The sequence below is a fragment of the Candidatus Contendobacter odensis Run_B_J11 genome, assembly GCF_000531125.1.
Classification (GTDB): Bacteria; Pseudomonadota; Gammaproteobacteria; order Competibacterales; family Competibacteraceae; genus Contendibacter; species Contendibacter odensensis.
In genome coordinates, this window is the sequence record NZ_CBTK010000079.1 from 16302 (window position 1) to 37985 (window position 21684).

At 59.1% G+C, this 21684-nt stretch carries 17 protein-coding genes and 2 tRNA genes; 13 read left to right on the forward strand and 6 right to left on the reverse strand.

The window, feature by feature from the left end:
* Positions 1–167: 167 nt before the first annotated feature.
* Together BN874_RS06700 and BN874_RS06705 are read right to left on the reverse strand one after the other, a co-directional pair.
* A complete protein-coding gene (locus BN874_RS06700) occupies positions 168–950 on the reverse strand; it encodes a dienelactone hydrolase family protein (RefSeq protein WP_034431658.1) in 783 nt (260 codons plus the stop codon).
* A gap of 194 nt (positions 951–1144) precedes the next feature.
* Positions 1145–2155 carry a quinone-dependent dihydroorotate dehydrogenase gene (locus tag BN874_RS06705; RefSeq protein ID WP_034431659.1) on the reverse strand — a complete coding sequence of 337 codons (1011 nt, stop codon included), beginning with the start codon at positions 2153–2155 and terminating at the stop codon, positions 1145–1147.
* 260 nt (positions 2156–2415) lie between these two features.
* On the opposite strand from BN874_RS06705, the gene BN874_RS06710 reads away from it, so the two are divergent.
* The 6 genes from BN874_RS06710 to BN874_RS06735 all read left to right on the forward strand — a co-directional run bounded on the left by BN874_RS06710 (position 2416) and on the right by BN874_RS06735 (position 7689).
* Entirely contained in the window at positions 2416–3759 is a 1344-nt protein-coding gene (locus BN874_RS06710; protein ID WP_195912122.1) for a sigma-54 dependent transcriptional regulator, read from the forward strand.
* 107 nt (positions 3760–3866) lie between these two features.
* A complete protein-coding gene (gene uvrC / locus BN874_RS06715) occupies positions 3867–5684 on the forward strand; it encodes an excinuclease ABC subunit UvrC (protein WP_034431660.1) in 1818 nt (605 codons plus the stop codon).
* Between the two features lie 20 nt (positions 5685–5704).
* Positions 5705–6265, forward strand: coding sequence for a CDP-diacylglycerol--glycerol-3-phosphate 3-phosphatidyltransferase (pgsA, locus tag BN874_RS06720; RefSeq protein WP_230314355.1), 561 nt, complete (start codon positions 5705–5707; stop codon positions 6263–6265).
* 49 nt (positions 6266–6314) lie between these two features.
* Positions 6315–6390 (forward strand) — tRNA-Gly (locus BN874_RS06725).
* A 71-nt stretch (positions 6391–6461) separates the two neighbouring features.
* Positions 6462–6535, forward strand: a tRNA-Cys gene (locus BN874_RS06730).
* A gap of 332 nt (positions 6536–6867) precedes the next feature.
* On the forward strand, positions 6868–7689 hold the full coding sequence (locus BN874_RS06735; RefSeq protein ID WP_034431662.1) for an alpha/beta hydrolase: 822 nt from the start codon (positions 6868–6870) through the stop codon (positions 7687–7689).
* A gap of 52 nt (positions 7690–7741) precedes the next feature.
* Here the strand turns inward: BN874_RS06735 and BN874_RS06740 are convergent, their stop codons facing one another.
* The 3 genes from BN874_RS06740 to BN874_RS22290 form a co-directional block, all read right to left on the reverse strand.
* Positions 7742–8422, reverse strand: coding sequence for an esterase family protein (locus tag BN874_RS06740; RefSeq protein ID WP_051497521.1), 681 nt, complete (start codon positions 8420–8422; stop codon positions 7742–7744).
* 128 nt (positions 8423–8550) lie between these two features.
* Complete coding sequence (locus tag BN874_RS06745; RefSeq protein ID WP_230314354.1) at positions 8551–9504, reverse strand: acetylxylan esterase; 954 nt, start codon at positions 9502–9504, stop codon at positions 8551–8553.
* A gap of 352 nt (positions 9505–9856) precedes the next feature.
* Positions 9857–10096: a hypothetical protein gene (locus BN874_RS22290; RefSeq protein ID WP_154724783.1), complete on the reverse strand. Its 240-nt coding sequence runs from the start codon at positions 10094–10096 to the stop codon at positions 9857–9859.
* Here BN874_RS22290 and BN874_RS06755 point away from each other — a divergent pair.
* Positions 10081–10464 (forward strand): hypothetical protein, encoded by a 384-nt coding sequence (locus BN874_RS06755; protein ID WP_051497523.1) that lies wholly within the window; start codon positions 10081–10083, stop codon positions 10462–10464. The genes BN874_RS22290 and BN874_RS06755 overlap by 16 nt on opposite strands.
* A 64-nt stretch (positions 10465–10528) precedes the next feature.
* Here the strand turns inward: BN874_RS06755 and BN874_RS06760 are convergent, their stop codons facing one another.
* Positions 10529–11734 (reverse strand): protoporphyrinogen/coproporphyrinogen oxidase, encoded by a 1206-nt coding sequence (locus tag BN874_RS06760; protein ID WP_034431665.1) that lies wholly within the window; start codon positions 11732–11734, stop codon positions 10529–10531.
* Between the two features lie 141 nt (positions 11735–11875).
* On the opposite strand from BN874_RS06760, the gene BN874_RS06765 reads away from it, so the two are divergent.
* The 6 genes from BN874_RS06765 (at position 11876) to BN874_RS22295 (ending at position 21628) form a co-directional block, all read left to right on the forward strand.
* Positions 11876–12703, forward strand: coding sequence for an SDR family oxidoreductase (locus BN874_RS06765; protein ID WP_034431666.1), 828 nt, complete (start codon positions 11876–11878; stop codon positions 12701–12703).
* Positions 12704–13267: 564 nt separating this feature from the next.
* A complete protein-coding gene (gene thrC, locus BN874_RS06770) occupies positions 13268–14683 on the forward strand; it encodes a threonine synthase (RefSeq protein ID WP_034431667.1) in 1416 nt (471 codons plus the stop codon).
* A 48-nt stretch (positions 14684–14731) separates the two neighbouring features.
* Positions 14732–15421: a Uma2 family endonuclease gene (locus BN874_RS06775; RefSeq protein WP_081756202.1), complete on the forward strand. Its 690-nt coding sequence runs from the start codon at positions 14732–14734 to the stop codon at positions 15419–15421.
* Between the two features lie 52 nt (positions 15422–15473).
* Entirely contained in the window at positions 15474–17129 is a 1656-nt protein-coding gene (locus BN874_RS06780) for a fatty acid--CoA ligase (RefSeq protein WP_034431668.1), read from the forward strand.
* A 687-nt stretch (positions 17130–17816) separates the two neighbouring features.
* Positions 17817–18437 (forward strand): NF038129 family PEP-CTERM protein, encoded by a 621-nt coding sequence (locus BN874_RS06785; RefSeq protein WP_034431669.1) that lies wholly within the window; start codon positions 17817–17819, stop codon positions 18435–18437.
* A gap of 125 nt (positions 18438–18562) precedes the next feature.
* On the forward strand, positions 18563–21628 hold the full coding sequence (locus tag BN874_RS22295; RefSeq protein ID WP_051497524.1) for a PKD domain-containing protein: 3066 nt from the start codon (positions 18563–18565) through the stop codon (positions 21626–21628).
* The last annotated feature ends 56 nt before the right edge of the window (positions 21629–21684 follow it).

Genomic DNA, 21684 nt, shown 5'->3' on the forward strand with positions numbered 1-21684 from the left:
CCCCAAATGCAGCGGTCCAATCGTTACCAAAATTGTCAGTTCACGGCGTAAAAATCGCAGAGCTGCTATGAGTGTGTACTCAAAAGCACAATATAAAATAAAAACGCCTCATAAAAGAGGCGTTTTTATTTTCATAGCGTTAAGCGTATCTCAGCCGACCCGCTTTTCTAGCGCCCGCCGAACAGCTCCCCGAAAAATTGCTGCATCGCTGCCCAGGAACGGGCATCAGCGACGGCGTTATAAGCAGCACCCTTGCTGTTGTCGTTGCCATTAGCCGGGTTGGTGAAGCCATGCACCGCGCCACCGTAAGCGACCAACTGCCAATCGACACCGCCCTGACGCATTTCATTCTCGAACGCCGCCACCTGATCCGCCGGCACATACGGATCATCCGCCCCGTGCAGCGCCAGCACCTTGGCGTGGATATTCTTGGCGTCCTGGGGCGCAGGCGTGTCGAGACCCCCGTGGAAGCTCACTACTCCCGCCACATTCGCGCCACTCCGCGCCAGTTCCAGCACCGTAGTACCGCCAAAGCAGTAGCCGATAGCGGCTACCTTGTCGGGGGCGACGCCCGGCTGCGCCTTCAGGGTCGCCAGAGCAGCGGCAACCCGCGCCCGCAATAACGGCCGATCCTTCTTGTAGGAACCAGATAGCGTACCGGCCTCCTTCGGGTCAGCGACAACTTTTCCGTCGCCGTAGATGTCCGCAGCGAACGCTACATAACCCAATTCTGCCAGTTGGTCGGCGCGGCGCTTGGCGTAGTCGTTCAAACCCAGCCATTCGTGCACCACCAGCACTCCCGGCAGCGGTCCCTTGGCCTCCTTGGGATAAGCCAGATAACCCACCAGCCGGGTATCACCTTGCCGGTATTCAACAGTTTTGGTTTCGATAGCGGCTTGAGTCAGGGTAGGCACCAGCAGCGCCAGCAGTAACAACAGCATTTTGGACATAGACATATCCTCCAATGGTAGGAAAACGATTTGGACTGCATCAAGGTGGCGGGTTCCCGGCTCCACTCGTTCACAGGACTTTCGCTCATAAACTGGGTGTCGTCATACCCGTGAAAACGGGTATCCAGTCTTTTCAGCAGCTTACTGGATTCCCGCTGACGCGGGAATGACGAAAAGCGAAAGTCCTGGTTCAATTAGCGCAGCGCTTTGACTGCCTCCTGGATCAAATCCGGCCCACGATAAATCAACCCCGTGTAAATCTGCACCAGGCGGGCGCCGGCTGCGATGCGGTCGGCGGCATCAGCCCCGCTCATGATCCCGCCGACCGCGATAATCGGCAACGTATCACCCAGAATCGCCCGTAACTGTTTGACGACAGCGGTAGCACGCTCTCGCAGCGGCGCGCCGCTCAACCCCCCAGCTTGATCGGCATCAGGCAATTGCTCCACGCCGGTGCGGGAAAAAGTCGTGTTAGTCGCAATAACACCATCCACCTCATAGCGTAGCAGCGCCTGGGCTACCGTCGGCAGATCAGCGTCGGCGATATCCGGCGCAATCTTGACCGCCAGCGGCACATAACGCCCCTGCTCATCGGCCAGCCGCCGCTGCTCGGTTTTGAGGGCTTCCAGCAGACGATCCAGCGCCGCACCGTATTGCAGGTCGCGCAATCCCGGCGTGTTGGGCGAGGAGATGTTGACCGCAACGTAACTGGCCCAAGGATAGACCTTGCGCAGACCGATCAGATAATCATCGGTCGCGCGTTCAACCGGGGTATCGGCGTTCTTGCCGATATTGATACCCAGCACTCCCTTGAAACCGGAATGCCGTACCTGTTCAACCAGATAATCCACCCCTTTGTTATTAAATCCCATCCGGTTGATCAACGCCTGCGCCGCCGGCAACCGAAACATCCGGGGCTTGGAGTTACCCGGCTGTGGACGGGGCGTGACGGTGCCGATTTCGACGAAACCAAATCCAAAGCCTGACAACTTATTGATACATTCGCCATTTTTATCCAGGCCCGCTGCCAACCCGACTGGATTGGGGAAATCAATGCCCATGACCCGGCATGGCGCCGCCGGCACGCAGGCGGCGAACATACGGCTCAGGGGCACCGGCATCGAACGCAGCAGGCGTAGAGTCCAGTCATGCGCGGTTTCGGGATCGAGTTGGAACATCAGGGTACGGAGCGGACTGTAGAACATGGGATTCCTTATGGCAGATGGGAAAGATGCCTCTTCAGTGCGGCTAATCATCCATGCATTTGACGTAGTGTTTAGGTGACAGCAGGCAACAATCCTGATACTATAAATCGACAATGGGTAACAGAATTCATCATCAACATTGGCTGATCTCACCAGTGTTTTTCTTGGATTCCCGAAACCGATTCAAAGATAAAGCCTGGATCCGCAATGATGCGGGTTCGATCTGGGCAAATAGCTCCATTGGCTGCGGGTACAAGGTAATGCGCAAACTCCTCATTCTAAGCACGGCTGCCGTTGAAGACGAACTCATCCAGAAAATTTCTGCGGCAGATTGGGAAGTCTCCCAAGCCCAGGATTCAGGCGAGGCGCGGGGTCTGTTAACGGAACAGACCTTCCGCGTCGGCTTAATCCTGCTATTTAGCTGTGAGCCGGAACGATCGTTCCAGTGGATCATCGACCTGGTCCAGGCTCGCCGAAAAATGCAGTGGGTCATCGCGCTGCCGCGTCCCTGCGTGGAGCGCAAAACGCTCTCCAACCTCATTGCCGAGCGCTGCTATGACTACCAGACGCTGCCGATTGACGCCCAGCGCCTGACCGTTACCCTGGGGCACGCCTATGGCATGGCTGAGTTGGACGAGACCCACCTGCGCCAACAGCACGAATCCGATACCCAGTTCGGCCAGATCGGCAACAGTCCAGTTATGCAGACTTTGTTTCGGGGCATTCAAAAAGCGGCTGAGGTCGATGTGCCGATCCTGATCACCGGCGAGGTGGGAACCGGCAAGGAACAATCGGCCCGAACCATTCACGAACATTCAAGCCGGGCGGCAGCGCCTTTTGTGACGGTCAGTTGCGCAGCGATGCCGGTCAATCTTCTTCAATCGGAGTTGTTTGGTCATGAAAAGGGAGCGTTCGCGGGCGCCAGCGAACGCCATATTGGTCAGATCGAGGCGGCGACCGGTGGCACCCTGTTCCTGGATGAAATCGGCGATCTCGCGCAGGAATTGCAGGTTCAACTGCTGCGGTTTCTGGAGGAGAAAAAAATCCGGCGGCTGGGTGGCGCCAAGCCGATTCCCACCAATGTTCGAGTGATCACCGCCACTAACACCAATCTGGAACAGGCGGTGCGCGATGGCCGCTTCCGCGAAGATTTGTTCTACCGTCTGAACGTCCTGCACTTGCGGGTGCCTCCGCTGCGCGAGCGCCGGGGTGATGTAGAACTGCTGGCCCGGCACTTTTTCAACAAATTTGCCGCTGAGGTCAAAACAGTCGCCAAAGGGTTCAGTCGGGACGCGCTGGAAGTCATCAATCGTTATGACTGGCCGGGCAATATCCGGGAACTGATGAACCGGACACGACGGGCGGTACTGTTAAGCGAAGGGCCTTACATTGCGCCTGGCGATCTGGAGCTGGAACGGCGCTCGCTGGGCCGGGGCTTCGTGACGCTGGACGAGGCGCGAATGGCGGCGGATCGGGAGACGATTCAGGCGACGCTGTTGCGCACCCGCTTCAATATCGCTCGCGCCTCCCAGGAACTGAACGTGTCGCGCATGACCCTATACCGGTTGATGGAGAAGTATGATATTCGCCGCGATAACGGCTAAACGATTGGGAACAATGAACTGAATCCGACGACTGCCACCGACGCTTCTGGTGTGGACACCGCGTTGCGGCTACAACCGTAAACTGCCTTGATTGAACCGGTGGATGCATGGCGACTGCTTTCGACCCTAAAGCCTACCTCAAGACCCTGACCACGCTGCCTGGCGTCTATCGGATGCTGGATGAGCGCAGTCAGGCGCTCTACGTCGGCAAGGCTCGCAACCTGCGGCAGCGGGTTTCCAGCTATTTCCGGGAAACCCAGACCTCCGCCAAGACGCTCAGCCTGGTTGCCCACATCCGCGCCATTGAAGTCACCGTCACCCATACCGAAGCTGAGGCGCTGATTCTGGAAAGCACGCTGATTAAGCAACTTCAGCCGCGCTACAACATTCTGCTGCGCGACGACAAGGGTTATCCCTACATCCATGTCTCCAGCGGCGCTTTTCCCCGCCTGGCGCTGCATCGCGGCGCCAGGCAAATACCGGGGCGCTACTTCGGACCTTACCCCAACGCCAACGCGGTCCGCGATACCCTGAATCTGCTCCAGAAAATATTTCGATTGCGCTCATGCGAGGACAGCTTTTTCCGTGCACGCAGCCGACCCTGCCTGCAATATCAGATCAAGCGTTGCACCGCACCCTGCGTCGGCCTGGTTGACCGCGAAAGCTATCAGCATCAATTGCACGACGCTCTGTTGTTTCTGGAAGGCCGGAGCGGGCAAGTGATCGAGGATTTGGCGCGACGCATGGAAGCCGCAGCGACAGAACTGGATTTCGAGGCGGCGGCGGTTTGCCGCGATCAGATCGTCGATCTGCGACAGATTCAGCAGCGCCAGCATGTCGAGGGGGAAAGCGGCGATCTCGATGGGGTGGCGTGCGCCGCACGGGGTGGGGCGGCCTGCATCCAAGTCTTCGTGTTCCGGGGTGGGCGGCTGCTTGGTAACAAAGCCTTCTTCCCCCGCCTGCCCGAAGAGGTGGATGCTGGCGCGGTGCTGGGCGCGTTTCTGGCCCAGTACTATCTCGACAAGGAGATTCCGGCCAAACTGCTGGTTAGCCCTGAACCCGCCGATGCCGCGTTGTTGTCTCAAGCCTTCCAGGAGCGTAACGGTCGGCGGGTGACCATCAGCGCCCATCCCCGTGGCGAACGCGCTCGCTGGCTGGATCTGGCGCGGCGCAATGCCGAACACGCACTGACTGCACACCTGTCCAGCCAGGCAGGGATGCGCCAGCGGTTGGAGGCGCTGCGGGACGCGCTAGGGCTGGAATTCGAGCTGACCCGGCTGGAATGCTTTGATATCAGTCATACCGGGGGCGAAGCCACCGTCGCAGCTTGCGTGGTGTTCGGCGTGGAGGGAGCGATGAAGGCCGACTACCGCCGCTACAATATTGAGGGCATCGTGCCAGGTGACGACTACGCCGCCTTGCAGCAGGCGCTACACCGGCGCTATGTCCGGCTGCGGGAGGAGGAAGGTCGTCTGCCCGACATCCTGTTCATCGATGGCGGCAAGGGACAGTTGACCCAGGCGTGCGCGATGTTGGAAGAATTACAAGTGATGGGGGTAACGGCGGTCGGCATCGCCAAGGGGCCAGAACGTAAACCTGGGCTGGAGACACTTTATTTGTCCGGGAAAAACTGCCCGATTATACTGCCTGCTGATTCGTCCGCACTGCATTTGGTGCAACAAATCCGCGACGAAGCGCATCGCTTCGCCATCACTGGTCACCGCCAGCGTCGGGCCAAAGCCCGAGTCACCTCCGCCCTCGAACACATTCCCGGTATCGGTTCCAAACGTCGGCAGGCGCTGCTCAGACAATTCGGCGGCGTTAAACAACTGGCACGGGCCGGCGTTGAAGACCTTGCCGGCGTGGACGGTATCAACGCCGATCTGGCGCAACGGATTTATGACGCCTTTCATGGCGAAAGCTGAGCGCCGGTCGAATGATGCAACTGAACCTGCCCACGGTGTTGACCCTGCTGCGCATCGCACTGATCCCGGTGTTCGTGGGGGTGTTCTTCCTGCCGTTCCCCGGCGCCAATCTGTTTTGCACTGCGCTGTTCGGACTAGCGGCGCTCACCGACTGGCTGGACGGCTATCTGGCGCGGCGGCTCGGGCAGACCTCGGCCTTCGGCGCATTTCTGGATCCCGTCGCCGATAAACTGATGGTCGCTGCCGCGTTGGTATTGCTGGTGCAGGCGATTTCTACTCCATTGATGGCGGCGGCGGCGGTGGTCATCATCGGCCGTGAAATTGCCATTTCGGCACTGCGCGAGTGGATGGCGCACATCGGCGATCACGGACGGGTGGCGGTATCCAGTGTGGGCAAGTTCAAAACGACCGCCCAGATGGCTGCGGTGTTGCTACTGTTGTACCGCGAACCGATTGGGGCATTTCCAACCCTGGAAGTCGGGATGGGCTTGCTGCTGATTGCCGTAGCGCTGACCCTGTGGTCCATGCTGCATTACCTGTTGGCAGCATGGCCGGTACTCCGGGGTGTCAAAAAGGGTTGAAAGGCTTGACGACGTATTTTTTTACGCTAGACTTACCAACCTTCACGCAGCGGGAATAGCTCAGTTGGTAGAGCACAACCTTGCCAAGGTTGGGGTCGCGAGTTCGAGTCTCGTTTCCCGCTCCAAATTCCCAAGCCTCGATCTTTCGAGGCTTTTTTACATTTTCGGCGGTTTGCTCGTCGGAATTTCCCATCAGGGCTAGGTGGCAGAGTGGTCATGCAGCGGCCTGCAAAGCCGTGGACGCCGGTTCGATCCCGACCCTAGCCTCCATTTCAGCATCAAAGGTTGTCTAACGAAGCCTCCAAACCCGCGATTAAGCGGGTTTTTTATGTCCTTATCGTCTAGCAGCGCCCACTAAAATCTCTGGCATACCGACATCTTCCTTCTGTAAATTTTCCTGTGATAGCGACGAATCGTAGGATAGGCCAGATCGCCAAAGCTTTTCCAACTCACTAATCTATGGCAATCCTGGACCGGTTGTGGAGGTCGCACCGGCCTCTTGCCCGTGATAAGTCGACTGGCTGGAAGTCCGTGCTACGACGAATTCCACAACTCAATTGACTCATGACGAACCATTTTCCCAGCCGCAAGGACTTTTTATTATGAAATTAGACATGATCAGCCGCTATCCCGACACGGCACCCCAATCGACGCCCCTGCTGTTTGTCCACGGATCATTCTCCGACGCCCGCATCTGGGATGACAACTTTCTGCCCTACTTCGCCCAGCACGGCTACGAAGCCCATGCCTTCAGTCTGCGCGGCCACGGTCTCAGCGAAGGGCACGAACGGTTGCACACCTGGCGGTTGGCCGATTATGTCGCTGATCTGGAAAAAGCCGCTGCAACTCTATCCAACCCACCGGTCTTGATCGGCCATTCGATGGGCGGCATGGTGATTCAGAAATACCTGGAAACGCATCCCAACGCGGCTGGACTGGTATTGATGGCTTCGGTGCCGCCGCAGGGACTGCTGCCGACCACGCTGCACATGGCGATGCGGCATCCGTTCCTGTTCCAGCAAATGGCCCTGTTTTCACTGCTCGGCCCCAGCTTTGGCACTCCAGAGATGATGCAGCGACTCCTGTTTTCCAGGGATTTGCCGGAGAGCCGACTTCGCAAATACTTTAGCTATGTGCAGGCAGAATCGCAGGCGGTGTCGCTGGACATGATGGGGCTGAATCCGCTGCGGCTGAAGCCGGAGTCGTTACGGATGCCGATTCTGGCGCTAGGCGCACGCAACGATGTGTTTGTATCGCCGGCGCTGGTCGAGGAAACCGCTCGCTGGTACCAAGCTGACGTTCGCATCTTCCCGGACATGGCCCACGCCATGATGCTGGAGATGAGCTGGCGCAACGTGGCTGATCACCTGCTGAACTGGCTGGATCGGGCGGTCACTATTCAGCCCACCGCCGTGGCTGCCTAAATCAGCCCATGTTTTGACCACCAGCAAAAATGGACAGAGGGTGGAGACGAGTCTAAACATACAATTCCACCATTTTCCGCCAATATTTCGGGTTATGCGCCCGCCCCTGCCAAACGTGCATCGAATGCCAGACCCCTTTGTGCCACAGCGACTCGCTGAGATGCCGGTTGTTGTCCAGAAACGGGTCGTGGTCGCCCACCGCCAGCACGATTTCCAGCCGCCGCAAATGATCCAGAACCTGTGGATCCGCCAGATTGGGCACGAAATGACTGGGCGTATTGAAATAAACGTGCTCGTCATAATGACCGTCCAGCAAATTGCGGAAGCTTTCGACCGATAGAGTTAAATCATAGCGACCGCTCAGCGCCACCACCTTGCGGAACGCATGTGGATGGCGGAAGGCGAAGTTGACCGCATGAAACGCCCCGAAACTACAGCCGTGCGAAATGACGCAGGGGTTGGAATTTTTCATCCACATCAGCGGCAACACTTCGTTGAGCAGATAGTCCTCGTAGCGCAGGTGCCGGTGAATCCGGTCCCAGGGGCGGGACCAAAAGCAGTAGAAACTTTCCTGATCAACGCTATCCACGCAATATAGTTGCAACTGGCCCTGCTCGATTTTATGGCGCAGCGCCCCGACCATCCCCACGTCCTCATATTCGTGAAAACGGCCGCAGCGGGTTGGAAACACCAGCACCTTGGCCCCGCCATGGCCGAAGATCAGCAATTCCATATCACGGTCGAGCCGGTGGCTATATCACTTGTGATATTCTCGATTCATCTGCGCATAGCCCTTTCAACCAACTGAATTGTTTGAAATTTAACGCATAGAGGTGACAGGGTTATGACAGAGCCGGCATTTCAATCATGGTTGAAGAAATACCCCAGCGCATCCAGCAGTCGCGCATTTTCGGCAGCAGTTCCCGCGTGATCAAAATGGCCGGCTTGCAACACGAACAGTTGCTTGGAACCGGCCATCGCGTTGTAGATCGCGAACTGGCCGGGGGGCGGCACCGCCGGATCGAAACGGGCAGCGGCAATATGCAGGGGAAGCTGTAAATACCGCGCCGCTACCGCAGCATCGAAATAACGCAGCGTATCCAGCGCCCGCCCGGTTTGACGCTGATAGCTGCGCACCGCTTCGCCGCTGCCCACGCATGGCAAGGACAGTCGCAACGGATGATGGCCGAAACTGGGCACATTCAGATGGGCGCGATGAAAGCGCTGGTCCCACGGCAGGGCCAGCGCCCCGATACCGCCCCCGAAACTGATGCCCAGATAATCCAAGCGCCGTGCGGCCATCGGGAACAGTTCCAGCAACGCCGAGGCCGCGCACCACACCGTATCAGCGGCGCAGCCGCCGTGAACATAGCTTTCGGGCCGCTGGATCCCGTGCAGCACATGCGCATAGGGGTCGCTGGGAACATCGGCGCGAGCGCTGCGGGAGATACCACGGGCGCAGGGAAAAATCAGCGCCGCCCGCTTGAACGGCAAATGAAAATCCGGTTCATCCCGCCCGCCGTAACCGTGGCTTACCACCACCCCGCGCTCGACCGGATCGGCGCGAGGCCGGGTTAACCAGCCCCCGATCCGAACCCCATTGAGCGAAGTAAATTCCACCTCGAATACTCGGATTCGTGGCTGTGGACTGGATATCTCCTGCAAGGTGGGCGCAACCGGCACTGATCGGGCGCGGGAGTACAAATCGCGCCAGAACGGAGCGAAATCTGCAGGTTCCGCCGGCGCGGCGATACTCAGCAGAGCAGCGAGATCATGGCTATAAGTAGGATCAAAGGGATAGGAATGTCGAAACATGGGCATACAGCGGCTAAATTTATTTGAGGTGAAAGCGATTCACGCTGTTCCTGGCTTGGAGAGCGCTTCAAGCTTGGGTTAGACTCAAAACGTACCGGTGATGGCGTAGTGCAGACCTTACCCGGCAATTCATCGAGCGATTCAGAGGATTGATTCATGTCAAAGAAAAAAGAGCAGCCGACCAAACCCTCGGTCAAGCAGGACTCCAAGCCCGCCGCCAAGGCGGATAAACCTACCACTGAGCCATTGGCGCTAAAGCCCGCTGCTGAACCTGCCAAGCCAGCGGTCGCCGCTAAACCTGTCGCTGAAGCTGTCACCAAACCCGCTGAGACCAAGGTCGTTCCAGCACCGGTTATACCACCCGCACCGCCCGCTCCTGCTCCAGTTCCCGCTGCCAAAGCCGTTGAAAAGCCAGCGCCAACGCCCGCTCCCGCTGCCAAGGCTGTTGAAAAGCCAGCGCCAACGCCCGCTCCCGCTGCCAAGGCCGTTGAAAAGCCAGCGCCAACACCTGCTGCTCCCGTTGCCAAGGTCGTTGAAAAGCCAGCGCCAACACCTGCTGCTCCTGCTGCCAAGGCTGTGGAAAAGCCCACACCCGCTTCGGCTCCCGCCGCTGCCAAAGCGCCCACAAAGCCGGCCGCGCCCGCCGCAAAATCTGCTGCTCTGTCCAAAGCCGGCAAAGCGACAACCGCCAAGTCTGGTGCGCCAGTCACCATTGTCGTCGCCAAATACGATGTCGGACATGGCAACAGTCTCTATATCCGTGGCGAGGGCGCTAGCCTCAGTTGGGATGCCGGGATCCTGATGGACAATGTCGGTAGCGACGTATGGGTATGGACCACGACGCAAATCGCTGAAGGCATGGTTGCGTTCAAGTTCCTGATCAACGACGAAATCTGGTCAGCGGGTGACAACATGTCTGCCTCGACTGGAGAGACCACCACCCTCACCCCTAACTTCTAATCCGCCTCGCAAACCAACAACGCCGACCGCCGGGATTCCAGCGGTCGGCATCCTTTCGCGGTTCTCACCCACCTTCCCGCTGCAACCGGGCAAATTCGTCCAGTGAGCGAGTGACGCAATCCTCGATAGCCACGCCGGTAAAATAATTGCCGGTCAGCGCCAGGCGGTTCCCGGCCAGCGCATGATCCACGGCGCGGATGACAGCGTGATGACCCACCCGCAACGCCGGCAACTGGTTCATCTTCATCACCGTATGCTCCGGGCTGAACGCCGGGCGCGGCAACCCCAGCACCGCGCCTATTCGCGCCCATTTCCCAGCTTCATCCAGCACGCCGGGCCGGAAATGAAAGGTGAAGCCGCGATACGCAGGGTCCGGCACAGTGTCACGCGACACCGCCGAATAAAACGCTTCATTCCGTCCGATCAAGCCGGCCAGCGGCGGCAGTTTTAACGCTTCGGCGGGCGCCGCGACCCCAACCGTCTCTACCCTTGCAGTTTGAATCCGCACCAGTGAATCAGCGAGATTTGGAAATTCCGCCCGCAGCAATTCGGCGGCGACTGCGACCGGCGTAGCCAGGCAAAGAGCGCGGGCCGTGTATTCGCCACCGTCGGTATGAACAGTAAAATCCTTGCTGGTACGCCGAATTTCCCGCACGGTTTGGCCGAGTTCGACCACGATACCCGGCTGCTGGCTCAGGCTGTCGGCGATGGTCTGTAAGCCGCCGGACAGAGTGAAACTGCGCGGGATGTCCTTGCGTCGGGGACGGGATCGGAACAGGCCATCGGCGGGGAAATCGCCAGCCGGTTGGCAAATCACCGCGCTGAACGCCGGTTCGAATACCGCCGCATAATTGCGCGAGCCAACGATAGGCCCGAAATAGTCAGCGACGCTGCGCCCAGCCTTTTTCGCTCCAATGAAGCGGAAGGGCGCCAGCAGCAATTCTGGAAAATACAGTTGTGAGGGAATACTACGGACCTTGCCATCAGCGAACAGACGAAACCCGACCCTGGCCCGGCGTTGCAACCGGTTCAGCAGTTGGAGACGTTCCAGAATCGCCAGCAGATTGCCATAGGAGTTGAAGCTGCTGTGCGCGCCCAGTTCCAGCCAGAAGTCGTCCAGCGCTCCGCCGAAATGGTGTGAGTGCAGGCAACCGCCCGCCCGCTGTTCGCTTTCCAGCACCCGCGTTTTCAGCCCGGCGCTGGCGGCGTAATGGGCCATACTCAGGCCACTGATGCCGGCGCCAATGATCAGCAGATCGCAATCGGCCATGATGAACTCCAAGGTTATGCAGGCAACGGATTCTTGACAAGAGTGGCGCAACGGTCAAGTTAGCCAAACCGTGCTAGGTATGTCGGCCTGATTTTGCTTAGGCTTGAGCGGTTTACCACACTTCTACCAAAAGGTAATGCCATGAATATCACCTCTTACTTCTCCAAAGACCTGTTTCAGGGCAAAACCGTGTTCATCACCGGTGGCAGCAGCGGCATCAATTTGGGCATCGCCCGCAACTTTGCGGCGGTCGGGGCGAATCTGGGCATTTGTGGCCGGGCGCAGGATAAGCTGGACGCCGCTTCGGCGGAACTGCGCGAACTCGGTGCGCGGGTGTCGGCGCATTCGGCGGATGTGCGTGATTACGCGGCGCTGGACCGCGCCATGCAGCGGCTAAAAGAAGAGTTGGGGCCGATTCATACCCTGGTCTGCGGCGCAGCCGGTAATTTCCCCTGTCCCGCCGAACAGATCAGCCCCAACGGCTTCAAGTCGGTGATTGATATTGACCTGATGGGTACTTTTCACGCTTGCCGGGCCGCGTTTGAACAACTGAAGGAGACCGGTGGCAACATCCTGTTCATCTCGGCGGGACAGGCGTTCATGCCTTATGCCTTCCAGGCCCACGTCGGCGCGGCCAAGGCCGGCATTGATCAGATGATGCGCAATCTGGCGCTGGAATGGGGACGATTCGGCATCCGCTGTAACAGCATCGCCCCCGGCCCGATTGAGGGCACCGAGGGGGTGCGCCGGCTGGTGCCGGAAGGCAGCGCCGATAAGCTGAAGAAGATGATCCCGCTGGGGCGGTTCGGCACCCCGGACGATATTGGGCAGTTAAGCGTGTTTCTGGCCTCGCCGCTGGCGTCCTACATCACCGGTACATTGGTGGTCGCCGACGGTGGCCAGAATTTGCCCGGCTCCGGGGCTTGGACGCATCTGATCATGGCGGAAATGGCGAAGGCGAAAGGCTAGGATTTATAGTCAGGACTTTCGCTTCCGGTTAAAAAAACCGTTCAGAGTGAGCCGGTCAAACCTCATTTTCATCGATGAAGGCCCTTCGACACGCTCAGGGCGCACGGATGGAACGAAAGACCTGGAAAGAAATTAGCCCGAACCTCCAACCCTCCCGCAGCGGCTTGAGCTAAAATAGATATTGCAGCTACCCGCGAGAACGGGCGGGCTACCACCCATCCATGTCGATCAATTTTGGAGAAGACACTCAATTACCACCAGCTAGAAGCTGGTGGGTTGACTATCGGCGGGCTAAACCGCCGACTGGAAGAGAAGGCGGCTGGAAGCCGGTGGTTTGCACCACGGGCCGAGCGCCCTTCGGGCGGGCTGAAGCCGCCCACGGACAATCAATCCGTGGGCCAGGGAAATCGCGCAAAGGCTGCTTCCGGCGCAATCCGACGACGCGCCGTCGGCTGCTTAGAAGCCCCTTGCAGGGCCGGCGTCTTTGGCGGATAGGGCAGAGTACAATAGCGGCCATTTCCGCAACCCTTCCTGGCTTTTCACGCTTCCCAAGGACTCTCCAACATGCGCTATATCAGCACCCGGGGCGGCATGGCCCCCGCACCCTTTTCCGACATTTTGCTGGGTGGCTTGGCCCCTGACGGCGGTTTGGCCCTCCCGGACGCCTACCCGACGTTGGCCCCCGGGGAATTATCCGGTTGGCGCGGCTTGTCCTACCCGGAACTGGCGTTCGCCATTTTGCGCCGGTTCGCCGACGATCTGCCGGCTGATGAGTTGCGGGCGCTGATTGATCACACCTACACCGCCGAAATTTTCCGCAGCGAAGCCATTACCCCGCTCACGCCGCTCGCTGACGGCGTTTGGTTGCTAGGGCTGTCGAACGGCCCAACCTTGGCGTTCAAAGATATTGCCATGCAGTTGCTGGGCAACCTGTTCGAGTACGTGCTGCTTAAAACCGGCGGCCACCTCAACATCTTTGGCGCGACCTCCGGCGACACCGGCTCCAGCGCCGAATACGCCATGCGCGGCAAGCGCAACATCCGGGTGTTCATGCTGTCGCCGCACCAGAAGATGAGCCGGTTTCAGACTGCACAGATGTTCTCACTGCAAGACCCCAACATTTTCAACATCGCGGTGCGCGGCGTGTTCGACGACTGTCAGGATATGGTCAAGGCAGTCAGCCATGACGCCGATTTCAAGGCCCGTTATGCCATCGGTACCGTCAATTCGATTAACTGGGCGCGGGTGGCGGCGCAAATCGTCTACTACTTCAAAGGCTGGCTGGCGGTGACCGACCGCGACGTTCAGGAAGTGTCATTTGCGGTGCCGTCCGGCAATTTTGGCAACATCTGCGCCGGCTACATCGCCAAACGCATGGGTCTGCCGATCCGCCGGCTGATTTTGGCGACCAACGAAAATAACGTGCTCGATGAATTCTTTCGCACCGGCGTCTACCGGGTGCGTCCAACCGATCAGGTGGCGCAAACCAGCAGCCCCTCGATGGATATTTCCAAGGCGTCCAATTTCGAGCGCTTCATTTTCGATGCCGTAGGACGCGATCCGGCAGTGGTTCGTGATCTCTGGCGGCAGGTAGACACGCAAGGGTTCTTCGATCTATCTGGCAGCGATGCGTTCCACGCGATCCAGGAATCCGGTTTCGTTTCCGGGACCAGCACCCATCAAGACCGCATGGACACTATTCGCCGGGTTTATCAGGACAGCGGCAGCGGCATCGTCATGGACACCCACACCGCCGACGGGGTGAAGGTCGGCTTGGAATACCGCGAGGACGGCGTGCCGCTAATCTGTCTGGAAACCGCGCTGCCGGCCAAATTCGAGGAATCTATTGTTGAGGCGCTGGGTCATCCGCCGGAGCGTCCCGCCGGTTACGAAAATATCGAGGCGTTGCCGCAACGCTTTGAGGTGATGGACGCGGATGTAGCTGAGATCAAAGGCTATATCGTCCGGTATGCAGGTTGAATCCAGCTACACTCAAATCAGGTAAAGACTGAACATCGGAGATTAGCCATGAATGCGACCGCAACCCTCAATCCTCCCGTCGCGCCAATTCAGAAGCTGAATCCAGTATCACCCGCCGAGATTATCTATCCCGACAGCGATGGTTTGCCCATGGCCGACAACACCAAACAGTTCCGCTATATCGTGATGATTCAGGGCGGCATCGCCGCGCTGTTCGCCCATGATCCCAACGTGTTCGTCGCCGGTGATCTGCTGTGGTATCCGGTGGAGGGCGACAACACAATTCGGGTCGCGCCCGATGTGATGGTGGTGTTTGGGCGACCGCCGGGCGACTGGGGTTCCTATAGGCAATGGCAGGAAGACGGCCTGGCCCCGCAAGTGGTATTTGAGGTGCTATCGCCCGGCAACACCCTGGCCGAAATGACCCGCAAATTTCAGTTCTACGACCGCTATGGCGTCGAGGAATACTACATCTACGACCCGGATCGAGGCGAACTGGATGGTTCGATCCGACGGGATGGCCGGTTGGAAAGCGTGCAGCAGATGCAAGGCTGGATCAGCCCACGCCTCAGTGTGCGTTTCACTCTGTTGGGAATTGATCTGATGCTGTATCGGCCTGATGGGCGGCGCTTTGAAACCTTCCTCGAATTGGAGCAGCGCGCCGAGTCCGAACATCAGCGCGCCGAACGGTTGGCCGAGCGGTTACGGGCGCTGGGCGTCGATCCCAATGCGCTGTAAAGCCGGTTGAAAATCCACCCACCCTCACGGCCCTGCGAGGAGTACAACAACAATGTCCATAAAAACTATCGAACGCACTCCATCGGCTTACGGCTATCCGTTGTTGATCAAAAACCTGCTGGATAACCCGGTGCGCCAGTTTCCCAACCAGGAAATTGTCTATGGTGATTTCAAGCGCCAAAGCTATCAGGAGACCCGCGAACGTATTGGCCGGCTGGCCAGCGGTCTGGCGGGACTCGGCGTCAGACCGGGTGATACGGTGGCGGTGATGGACTGGGACAGCCATCGCTATCTGGAATGCTTTTTCGCGGTGCCCATGCTGGGCGCAGTGCTACATACCGTGAACATCCGGCTGTCGCCGGAGCAGATTCTCTACACCATCAATCACGCCGAAGATGATGTGATTCTGGTCAACACCGAGTTTCTGCCGATTTTGGAGATCATCCGCGACCGGATTGAACCGGTCAAAAAGCTGGTGCTGCTGGATGATACCGGCCAGCCACCGGCGACCCGGCTCGACATCAGTACCGAATATGAAGACCTGCTGGCAGCCGGCGATCCTGCTTATAAATTCCCGGACTTTTCCGAAGATGCCCGCGCCACCACCTTCTACACCACCGGCACTACTGGCCTGCCCAAAGGGGTGTATTTCAGCCACCGGCAACTGGTGCTGCACACCTTCGGGGTGATGGCGGCGCTGATGGGTACCGGGCAAGGCCGCTTTAATCGTGACGACGTATATCTGCCGATTACCCCGATGTTTCACGTCCACGCCTGGGGCATTCCTTATGTTGCCACCGTACTTGGCGTGAAACAGGTCTATCCGGGCCGCTATATACCGGAACATTTGCTGCACCTGATCGAACGGGAAAACGTGACCTTTTCCCACTGCGTACCCACTATCCTGCAAATGCTGCTGTCCAGTCCGCAGGTTGATGAAACCGATCTGTCGCGCTGGAAAGTCATCATCGGCGGTGCAGCACTACCGCAAGCTCTGGCCAAACAGGCTCGCGACCGAGGCGTAGACATCTTCGCCGCTTATGGCATGTCGGAAACCTGCCCCATCCTGACTTTCGCTCAACTCAAGCCGCACATGCTGGACTGGGACGAGGACCGCCAACTGGAAATTCGTTGCAAGACCGGGCTGCCGGTGCCGATGGTTGAATTGCGGGTGGTAGACGATGCGATGAACGACTTGCCGCACGATGGCAAAACGCCCGGTGAGGTGGTGGTACGCGCACCGTGGCTAACCCAGGGTTATTTGAAAGACCCGCGCCATTCCGAAGCCTTATGGCGCGGCGGCTATCTGCACACCGGCGATATTGGCGTGATCGACGCAGAAGGCTATCTCAAGATCACCGACCGGCTAAAAGACGTGATCAAGACTGGCGGCGAATGGATCTCGTCGCTGGAACTGGAAGACCTTATTCTTAAACATCCGGCGGTGGCAGAAGCGGCAGTCGTCGGCCTCCCCGATCTGAAATGGGGTGAGCGGCCATTGGCGCTGGTGGTGCTGCGCCCGGAGCGGGAGGTGGACGAAGCTGCGATCCGCGCCTGGCTCCAGAATTTTGCGGACCAAGGCGTTATCTCCAAATGGGGCATTCCCGACCGGGTGTTGTTCATTGAAGCGATTCCCAAAACCAGCGTCGGCAAGCTCAATAAAAAGGCGATGCGTGAACAGTATGCGACCCTCATTCAGGCTGGCTGAAGGGAGGATTTTCTCTGGACTCACGCGGCGGGATGATCCTCATACCCATTCCCGATCATTTGAGTGAGGTAGCACCGGCATCTTGCCCGTGTTCGGTTCACGGGCTGGAAGCCGGTGCCGCATCACCGTAAGCAAAAGTCCTGAACCGTAACAGGACTTTTGCTAAACCCGTAAATTCGTCATACCCGCGAAAGCGGGTATCCAATCTTTTCAGCAGCTTACTGGATTCCCGCCTAACGCGGGAATGACGGAAAGCGAAAATCTTGAACCGTAATAACCCGCGATGAATGCTCTGGGGCATGGCGATCCGCCATCCGGTCTGGCCGATGGGTACTGACCCCGCTGTGGTTTGTCAGGATTTTTTACACTGATTTCCGGGCATTTTGGCGGGTTCGGGGCGCGGGGAAGAGCGATATTTTTTATAACTTATTGAAGTTAAAAATCTTATAGGTTAATTGTTACTATTCTGCATAGTCAGGAAATTTTACACCTACCGGGTAGCGTTGGGCCGATTGTTTTTGGTATCCTATTGATCACTAATCCTTATATATTTTTGGCTCGTTTAATGCTTTATTTTCTGACCAATGACAAGACGCAGCGATAGCCGAGGACTCCAATGATTTTTACCCCCCCCATTGTAACAAAAATGTAGCGGATTTTGGTCGCTGTTCGGTTTTCGCCGCCGCGTTGGCGGCTTTTTTGTGGGCCGGCCCCACGCCCGCCCACGCCACCACGCTCCAATTCAGCCTCAATACCGCTGCTCTGAACGGCACAGCGGCGAGTTTGGCCTTCGATTTCATCGGCAACGATGGCCTGGCGGGCAACAATACCGTCGTCGTCAGCAATTTTTACACTAGCGGAACGCTCGGAAATAACAGCTTCTCTGGCGGTATTGCCGTGACCCATCCCAGCCCGCCCGGCCCGTTCCCCGTCACCCTGACCGATAGCGGTTTCTTCAACGAATTCCTGCAAGAACTCACCTTGGGCGACACGGTGAGCTTCACCCTGAACCTGACCGAGCAGCTTGCATCGTCGGGATCGTCAACTCCAGATTCGTTCTCCTTTTTCCTGCTGGACGCTTCGCTGTTACCGCTGTTTGCTACCAGCGATCCGCTCGGCGCGGATGCGCTGTTTGCAGTGGACATCAACGGTACGCCCAGCGGCACTCGTTACCTCTTCAATTACGCCGGTACCGGTGGCACGCCCGTCACCTGGACGCTGGAGCCGGTGGCGGTGCCGCTACCCTCCACCGCGCTGTTAGTCGGTGTGGGCCTCCTCGGCTGGGTTGCCGGGCGGCGACGAGGGTGATCGGCTCACCTCTCCCACTGGGAGAGAGGTCGGGGGTGAGGGCGTTGGGTTCCCCACACCCCTGGATGTTCAAGAATCAGAAATAACTTATTGTAAATTAAAATTTTTATTGGGAGCGATGGGTCATGGCGTTGATGCGTTCTTCGGTGAAGGGGGTCGGTTTGTGGGTGCTGTTGGCGTTGATTTTGAGCGGGTGGGTGTTGCGCACCGAATCGGCCAGTTCCGGGGGAACGGTCAGCGCCGATCTGACCACTCAAGTAAAAGTGGCGTTTTCCGGGTTGCGCCTCAACCGCACCACCCAGACCTACGATACCGTCGCCACCCTGACCAACACCTCGGCTACCGTCCCGATCCTGGCCCCGCTGGAACTGCGCCTCACCGCGATCACGCCGGCCAGCGTGACGCTGGACAATCCGACCGGAACCACCAGCAGCGGCTTTCCCTACGTCGCTATCCCTTTGCCCACCGGCATTCTGGCCCCGGGCGCCACCGTGACCAATGTCGCGCTGCGCTTCCGCAATTCCAGCAATGTTCAATTCACCTTCACCCATCAGGTCATCGGGATGCTGGCGGCCAGCAATAAGCCGCCGGTGGCGAACGCCGGGCCGGATCAGAGCGCCCGAGTCGGTACCCCGGTCACCTTGGACGGCAGCGCCTCGACGGATCCCGATGGCGACGCCCTGGGCTATCTCTGGACCTTGCCGACCGTGCCGGCGGGCAGTGTGGCGACGCTGGCCGCCTCGACCACAGTCCATCCAACCCTGACGCTGGATAAACCCGGCACCTATGCGGCGCGCCTGGTGGTCAACGACGGTCAAGCCGACAGCGCCCCGGATACGGTGACGATCAGCACCAGTAATACCCCGCCACTGGCCAAAGCCGGTGCCGATCAACGGGCGCCGGTCGGCGCGACCGTGACCCTGGACGGCAGCGCCTCCAGCGATGTGGATGGCAACCTGTTGACCTACCGCTGGACGCTGCCCACCCGACCCGACGGCAGCGCGGCGACGCTGGCGAATCCGACCACGGTGAAGCCAACCCTGACCCTCGACAAGGCCGGAACCTACACCGCGCAACTGATCGTCAACGATGGGACGGTGGACAGCGCCCCGGCCAGCGTGACGATTTCCACCGCGAATACGCAACCGGTGGCGAATGCCGGCCCGGATCAGAGCGTGGCGGTCGGCGCGACCGTGCGGTTGACGGGATCCGGCTCCGGCGATGCCGATGGCGATGCGCTGAGCTATCAATGGGCGTTGACCACGCAACCGGTCGGCAGCGCGGCGACGCTGGCGAATCCGACCACGGTGAATCCGAGTTTCACGGTGGATAAGGTCGGCGATTATGTGGTGCAGTTGATCGTCAATGATGGCAAGACCCCCAGTAATCCTGATACGGTGCGGATCAGCACCGAGAATTCCAAGCCGGTCGCCGATGCCGGCCCGGATCAGGCGGCAGTCACCGGGCAGACCGTGACTTTGAACGGGGCCGATTCCCGCGATGCCGATGGCGATCCCTTGACCTACCAGTGGGCGTTAACCACTCGCCCGCCGCAGAGTCAGGCGGTGGTGCAGAACGCCACCCGCGTCCAAGCGACGTTCGTGCCGGATCTCGTCGGTCAATACATCGCACAGTTGATCGTCAACGACAGCTTCGTGAGCAGCGCTCCCGATACCGCAACGGTGACGGTGACCACGCCCACGCCCACGAACCACAATCCGCAGATCACCTCCAGCCCGGTCACCAAGGCCACGGTCGGCCAGCTCTACAACTACGATGTCAACGCCACCGATGCCGATGGCGACACCTTGACTTATGTCCTGAACACCGCCCCGGCGAGCATGAGCATCAATGCCAGTAGCGGCTTGATCGCGTGGACGCCCACCGCGGCGGGCGATGCACCGGTCGGGATCGAAGTCCGCGACGGCAAGGGCGGTAACGCCACCCAGTCGTTCACCATTCAGGTCACGGCGCCGGTAGGTCCGCCCCTGCCGCCCGCGCCCGAAACCGTCGCCCCGCCGATCAATCCGACGGTCGCCACCACGAATTACGCCGCGACCCACTTTCTCTACACCGGCAGCAATCCGATTCAAACCGGCGTTGCCCCCGGCACCATCAACCCGGTGCGCAGCGCAGTGATTCGCGGCCAAGTGCTGGATAAAAACAACGCGCCGCTATCGGGCGTGACGATGACCGTCCTCAACCATCCCGAATTCGGCCAGACCCTCAGCCGCGCCGACGGCGGGTTCGATCTGGCGGTCAACGGCGGCGGGCTATTGACCGTGAATTATCAACGGGCCGGGTATTTGCCCGCGCAGCGGCAAGTCAATGCACCGTGGCAGGATTTCACCCCCACGCCGGACGTGGTGCTGCTCACCGCTGATCCACAAGTCAACACCATCAATCTGACCGCCAGCACCCTCCAGGTGGCGCGCGGCAGCGTGGTGAGCGATACCAGCGGGCCACGGCAGGCGACGGTGTTGATTCCGCCCGGCACTCAGGCGCAGGTCTACAACGCCGATGGCAGTACCCGGACGGTGACGAGTCTCACCTTGCGCGCCACTGAATACACCGTGGGTCCCAATGGCCCGGCGGCGATGCCGGGACCGTTGCCGCCGACCAGCGCCTATACCTATGCGGTGGCCTTGAATACCGACGAGGGCGTGATCAAGAAGGACGGCAAGGATGTGCTGTTCAGTCAGCCGGTGCCATTTTATGTGGACAATTTCCTGAACATGCCGGTCGGGATTGCGGTGCCGGTCGGCTATTACGATCCGGCCAAGAGCGCGTGGATTCCGGCCAATGATGGGCGGGTGATCAAGGTTCTACGCATTACCAATGGCTTGGCGGAACTGGATACCACCGGCAACGGCGCGGCGGATAACGGCGCGGCGCTGGGAGTGACCGATGCGGAACGGCAACAGTTGGCAACGCTGTATGCGGCGGGTAAGACCGTGTGGCGGGTGCCGCTGACCCATTTGTCCACTTACGACTGCAATTACGGCGTAGTGCCGGCGAGTGGTGCGACTGCGGCGAGTGGTGCGACTGCGCCGCAACTGCCACCGCCCCCGTCTGACGCAAAACAAAAACTGGATGACCCGACACCCGCCTGTGGTTCCATCATCGGGTGTGAAAATAAAACGCTTGGAGAAATGATCCGCGTTACGGGTACGCCCTTCAGCCTGTATTAACGTGAGTTCTGGATAAGGATGGGGGGTAGCTCCTGGGATGGAACCGGCTAAAGTTC

Bases quoted from the DNA above. Each gene is read 5' to 3' on its own strand.
- BN874_RS06700 (WP_034431658.1), bottom strand. From the start codon at position 950: ATGTCCAAAATGCTGTTGTTACTGCTGGCGCTGCTGGTGCCTACCCTG.
- BN874_RS06705 (WP_034431659.1), bottom strand. From the start codon at position 2,155: ATGTTCTACAGTCCGCTCCGTACCCTGATGTTCCAACTCGATCCCGAA.
- BN874_RS06710 (WP_195912122.1), top strand. From the start codon at position 2,416: ATGCGCAAACTCCTCATTCTAAGCACGGCTGCCGTTGAAGACGAACTC.
- uvrC (WP_034431660.1), top strand. From the start codon at position 3,867: ATGGCGACTGCTTTCGACCCTAAAGCCTACCTCAAGACCCTGACCACG.
- BN874_RS06735 (WP_034431662.1), top strand. From the start codon at position 6,868: ATGAAATTAGACATGATCAGCCGCTATCCCGACACGGCACCCCAATCG.
- BN874_RS06740 (WP_051497521.1), bottom strand. From the start codon at position 8,422: ATGGAATTGCTGATCTTCGGCCATGGCGGGGCCAAGGTGCTGGTGTTT.
- BN874_RS06745 (WP_230314354.1), bottom strand. From the start codon at position 9,504: ATGTTTCGACATTCCTATCCCTTTGATCCTACTTATAGCCATGATCTC.
- BN874_RS06760 (WP_034431665.1), bottom strand. From the start codon at position 11,734: ATGGCCGATTGCGATCTGCTGATCATTGGCGCCGGCATCAGTGGCCTG.
- BN874_RS06765 (WP_034431666.1), top strand. From the start codon at position 11,876: ATGAATATCACCTCTTACTTCTCCAAAGACCTGTTTCAGGGCAAAACC.
- thrC (WP_034431667.1), top strand. From the start codon at position 13,268: ATGCGCTATATCAGCACCCGGGGCGGCATGGCCCCCGCACCCTTTTCC.
- BN874_RS06775 (WP_081756202.1), top strand. From the start codon at position 14,732: ATGAATGCGACCGCAACCCTCAATCCTCCCGTCGCGCCAATTCAGAAG.
- BN874_RS06780 (WP_034431668.1), top strand. From the start codon at position 15,474: ATGTCCATAAAAACTATCGAACGCACTCCATCGGCTTACGGCTATCCG.
- BN874_RS22295 (WP_051497524.1), top strand. From the start codon at position 18,563: ATGGCGTTGATGCGTTCTTCGGTGAAGGGGGTCGGTTTGTGGGTGCTG.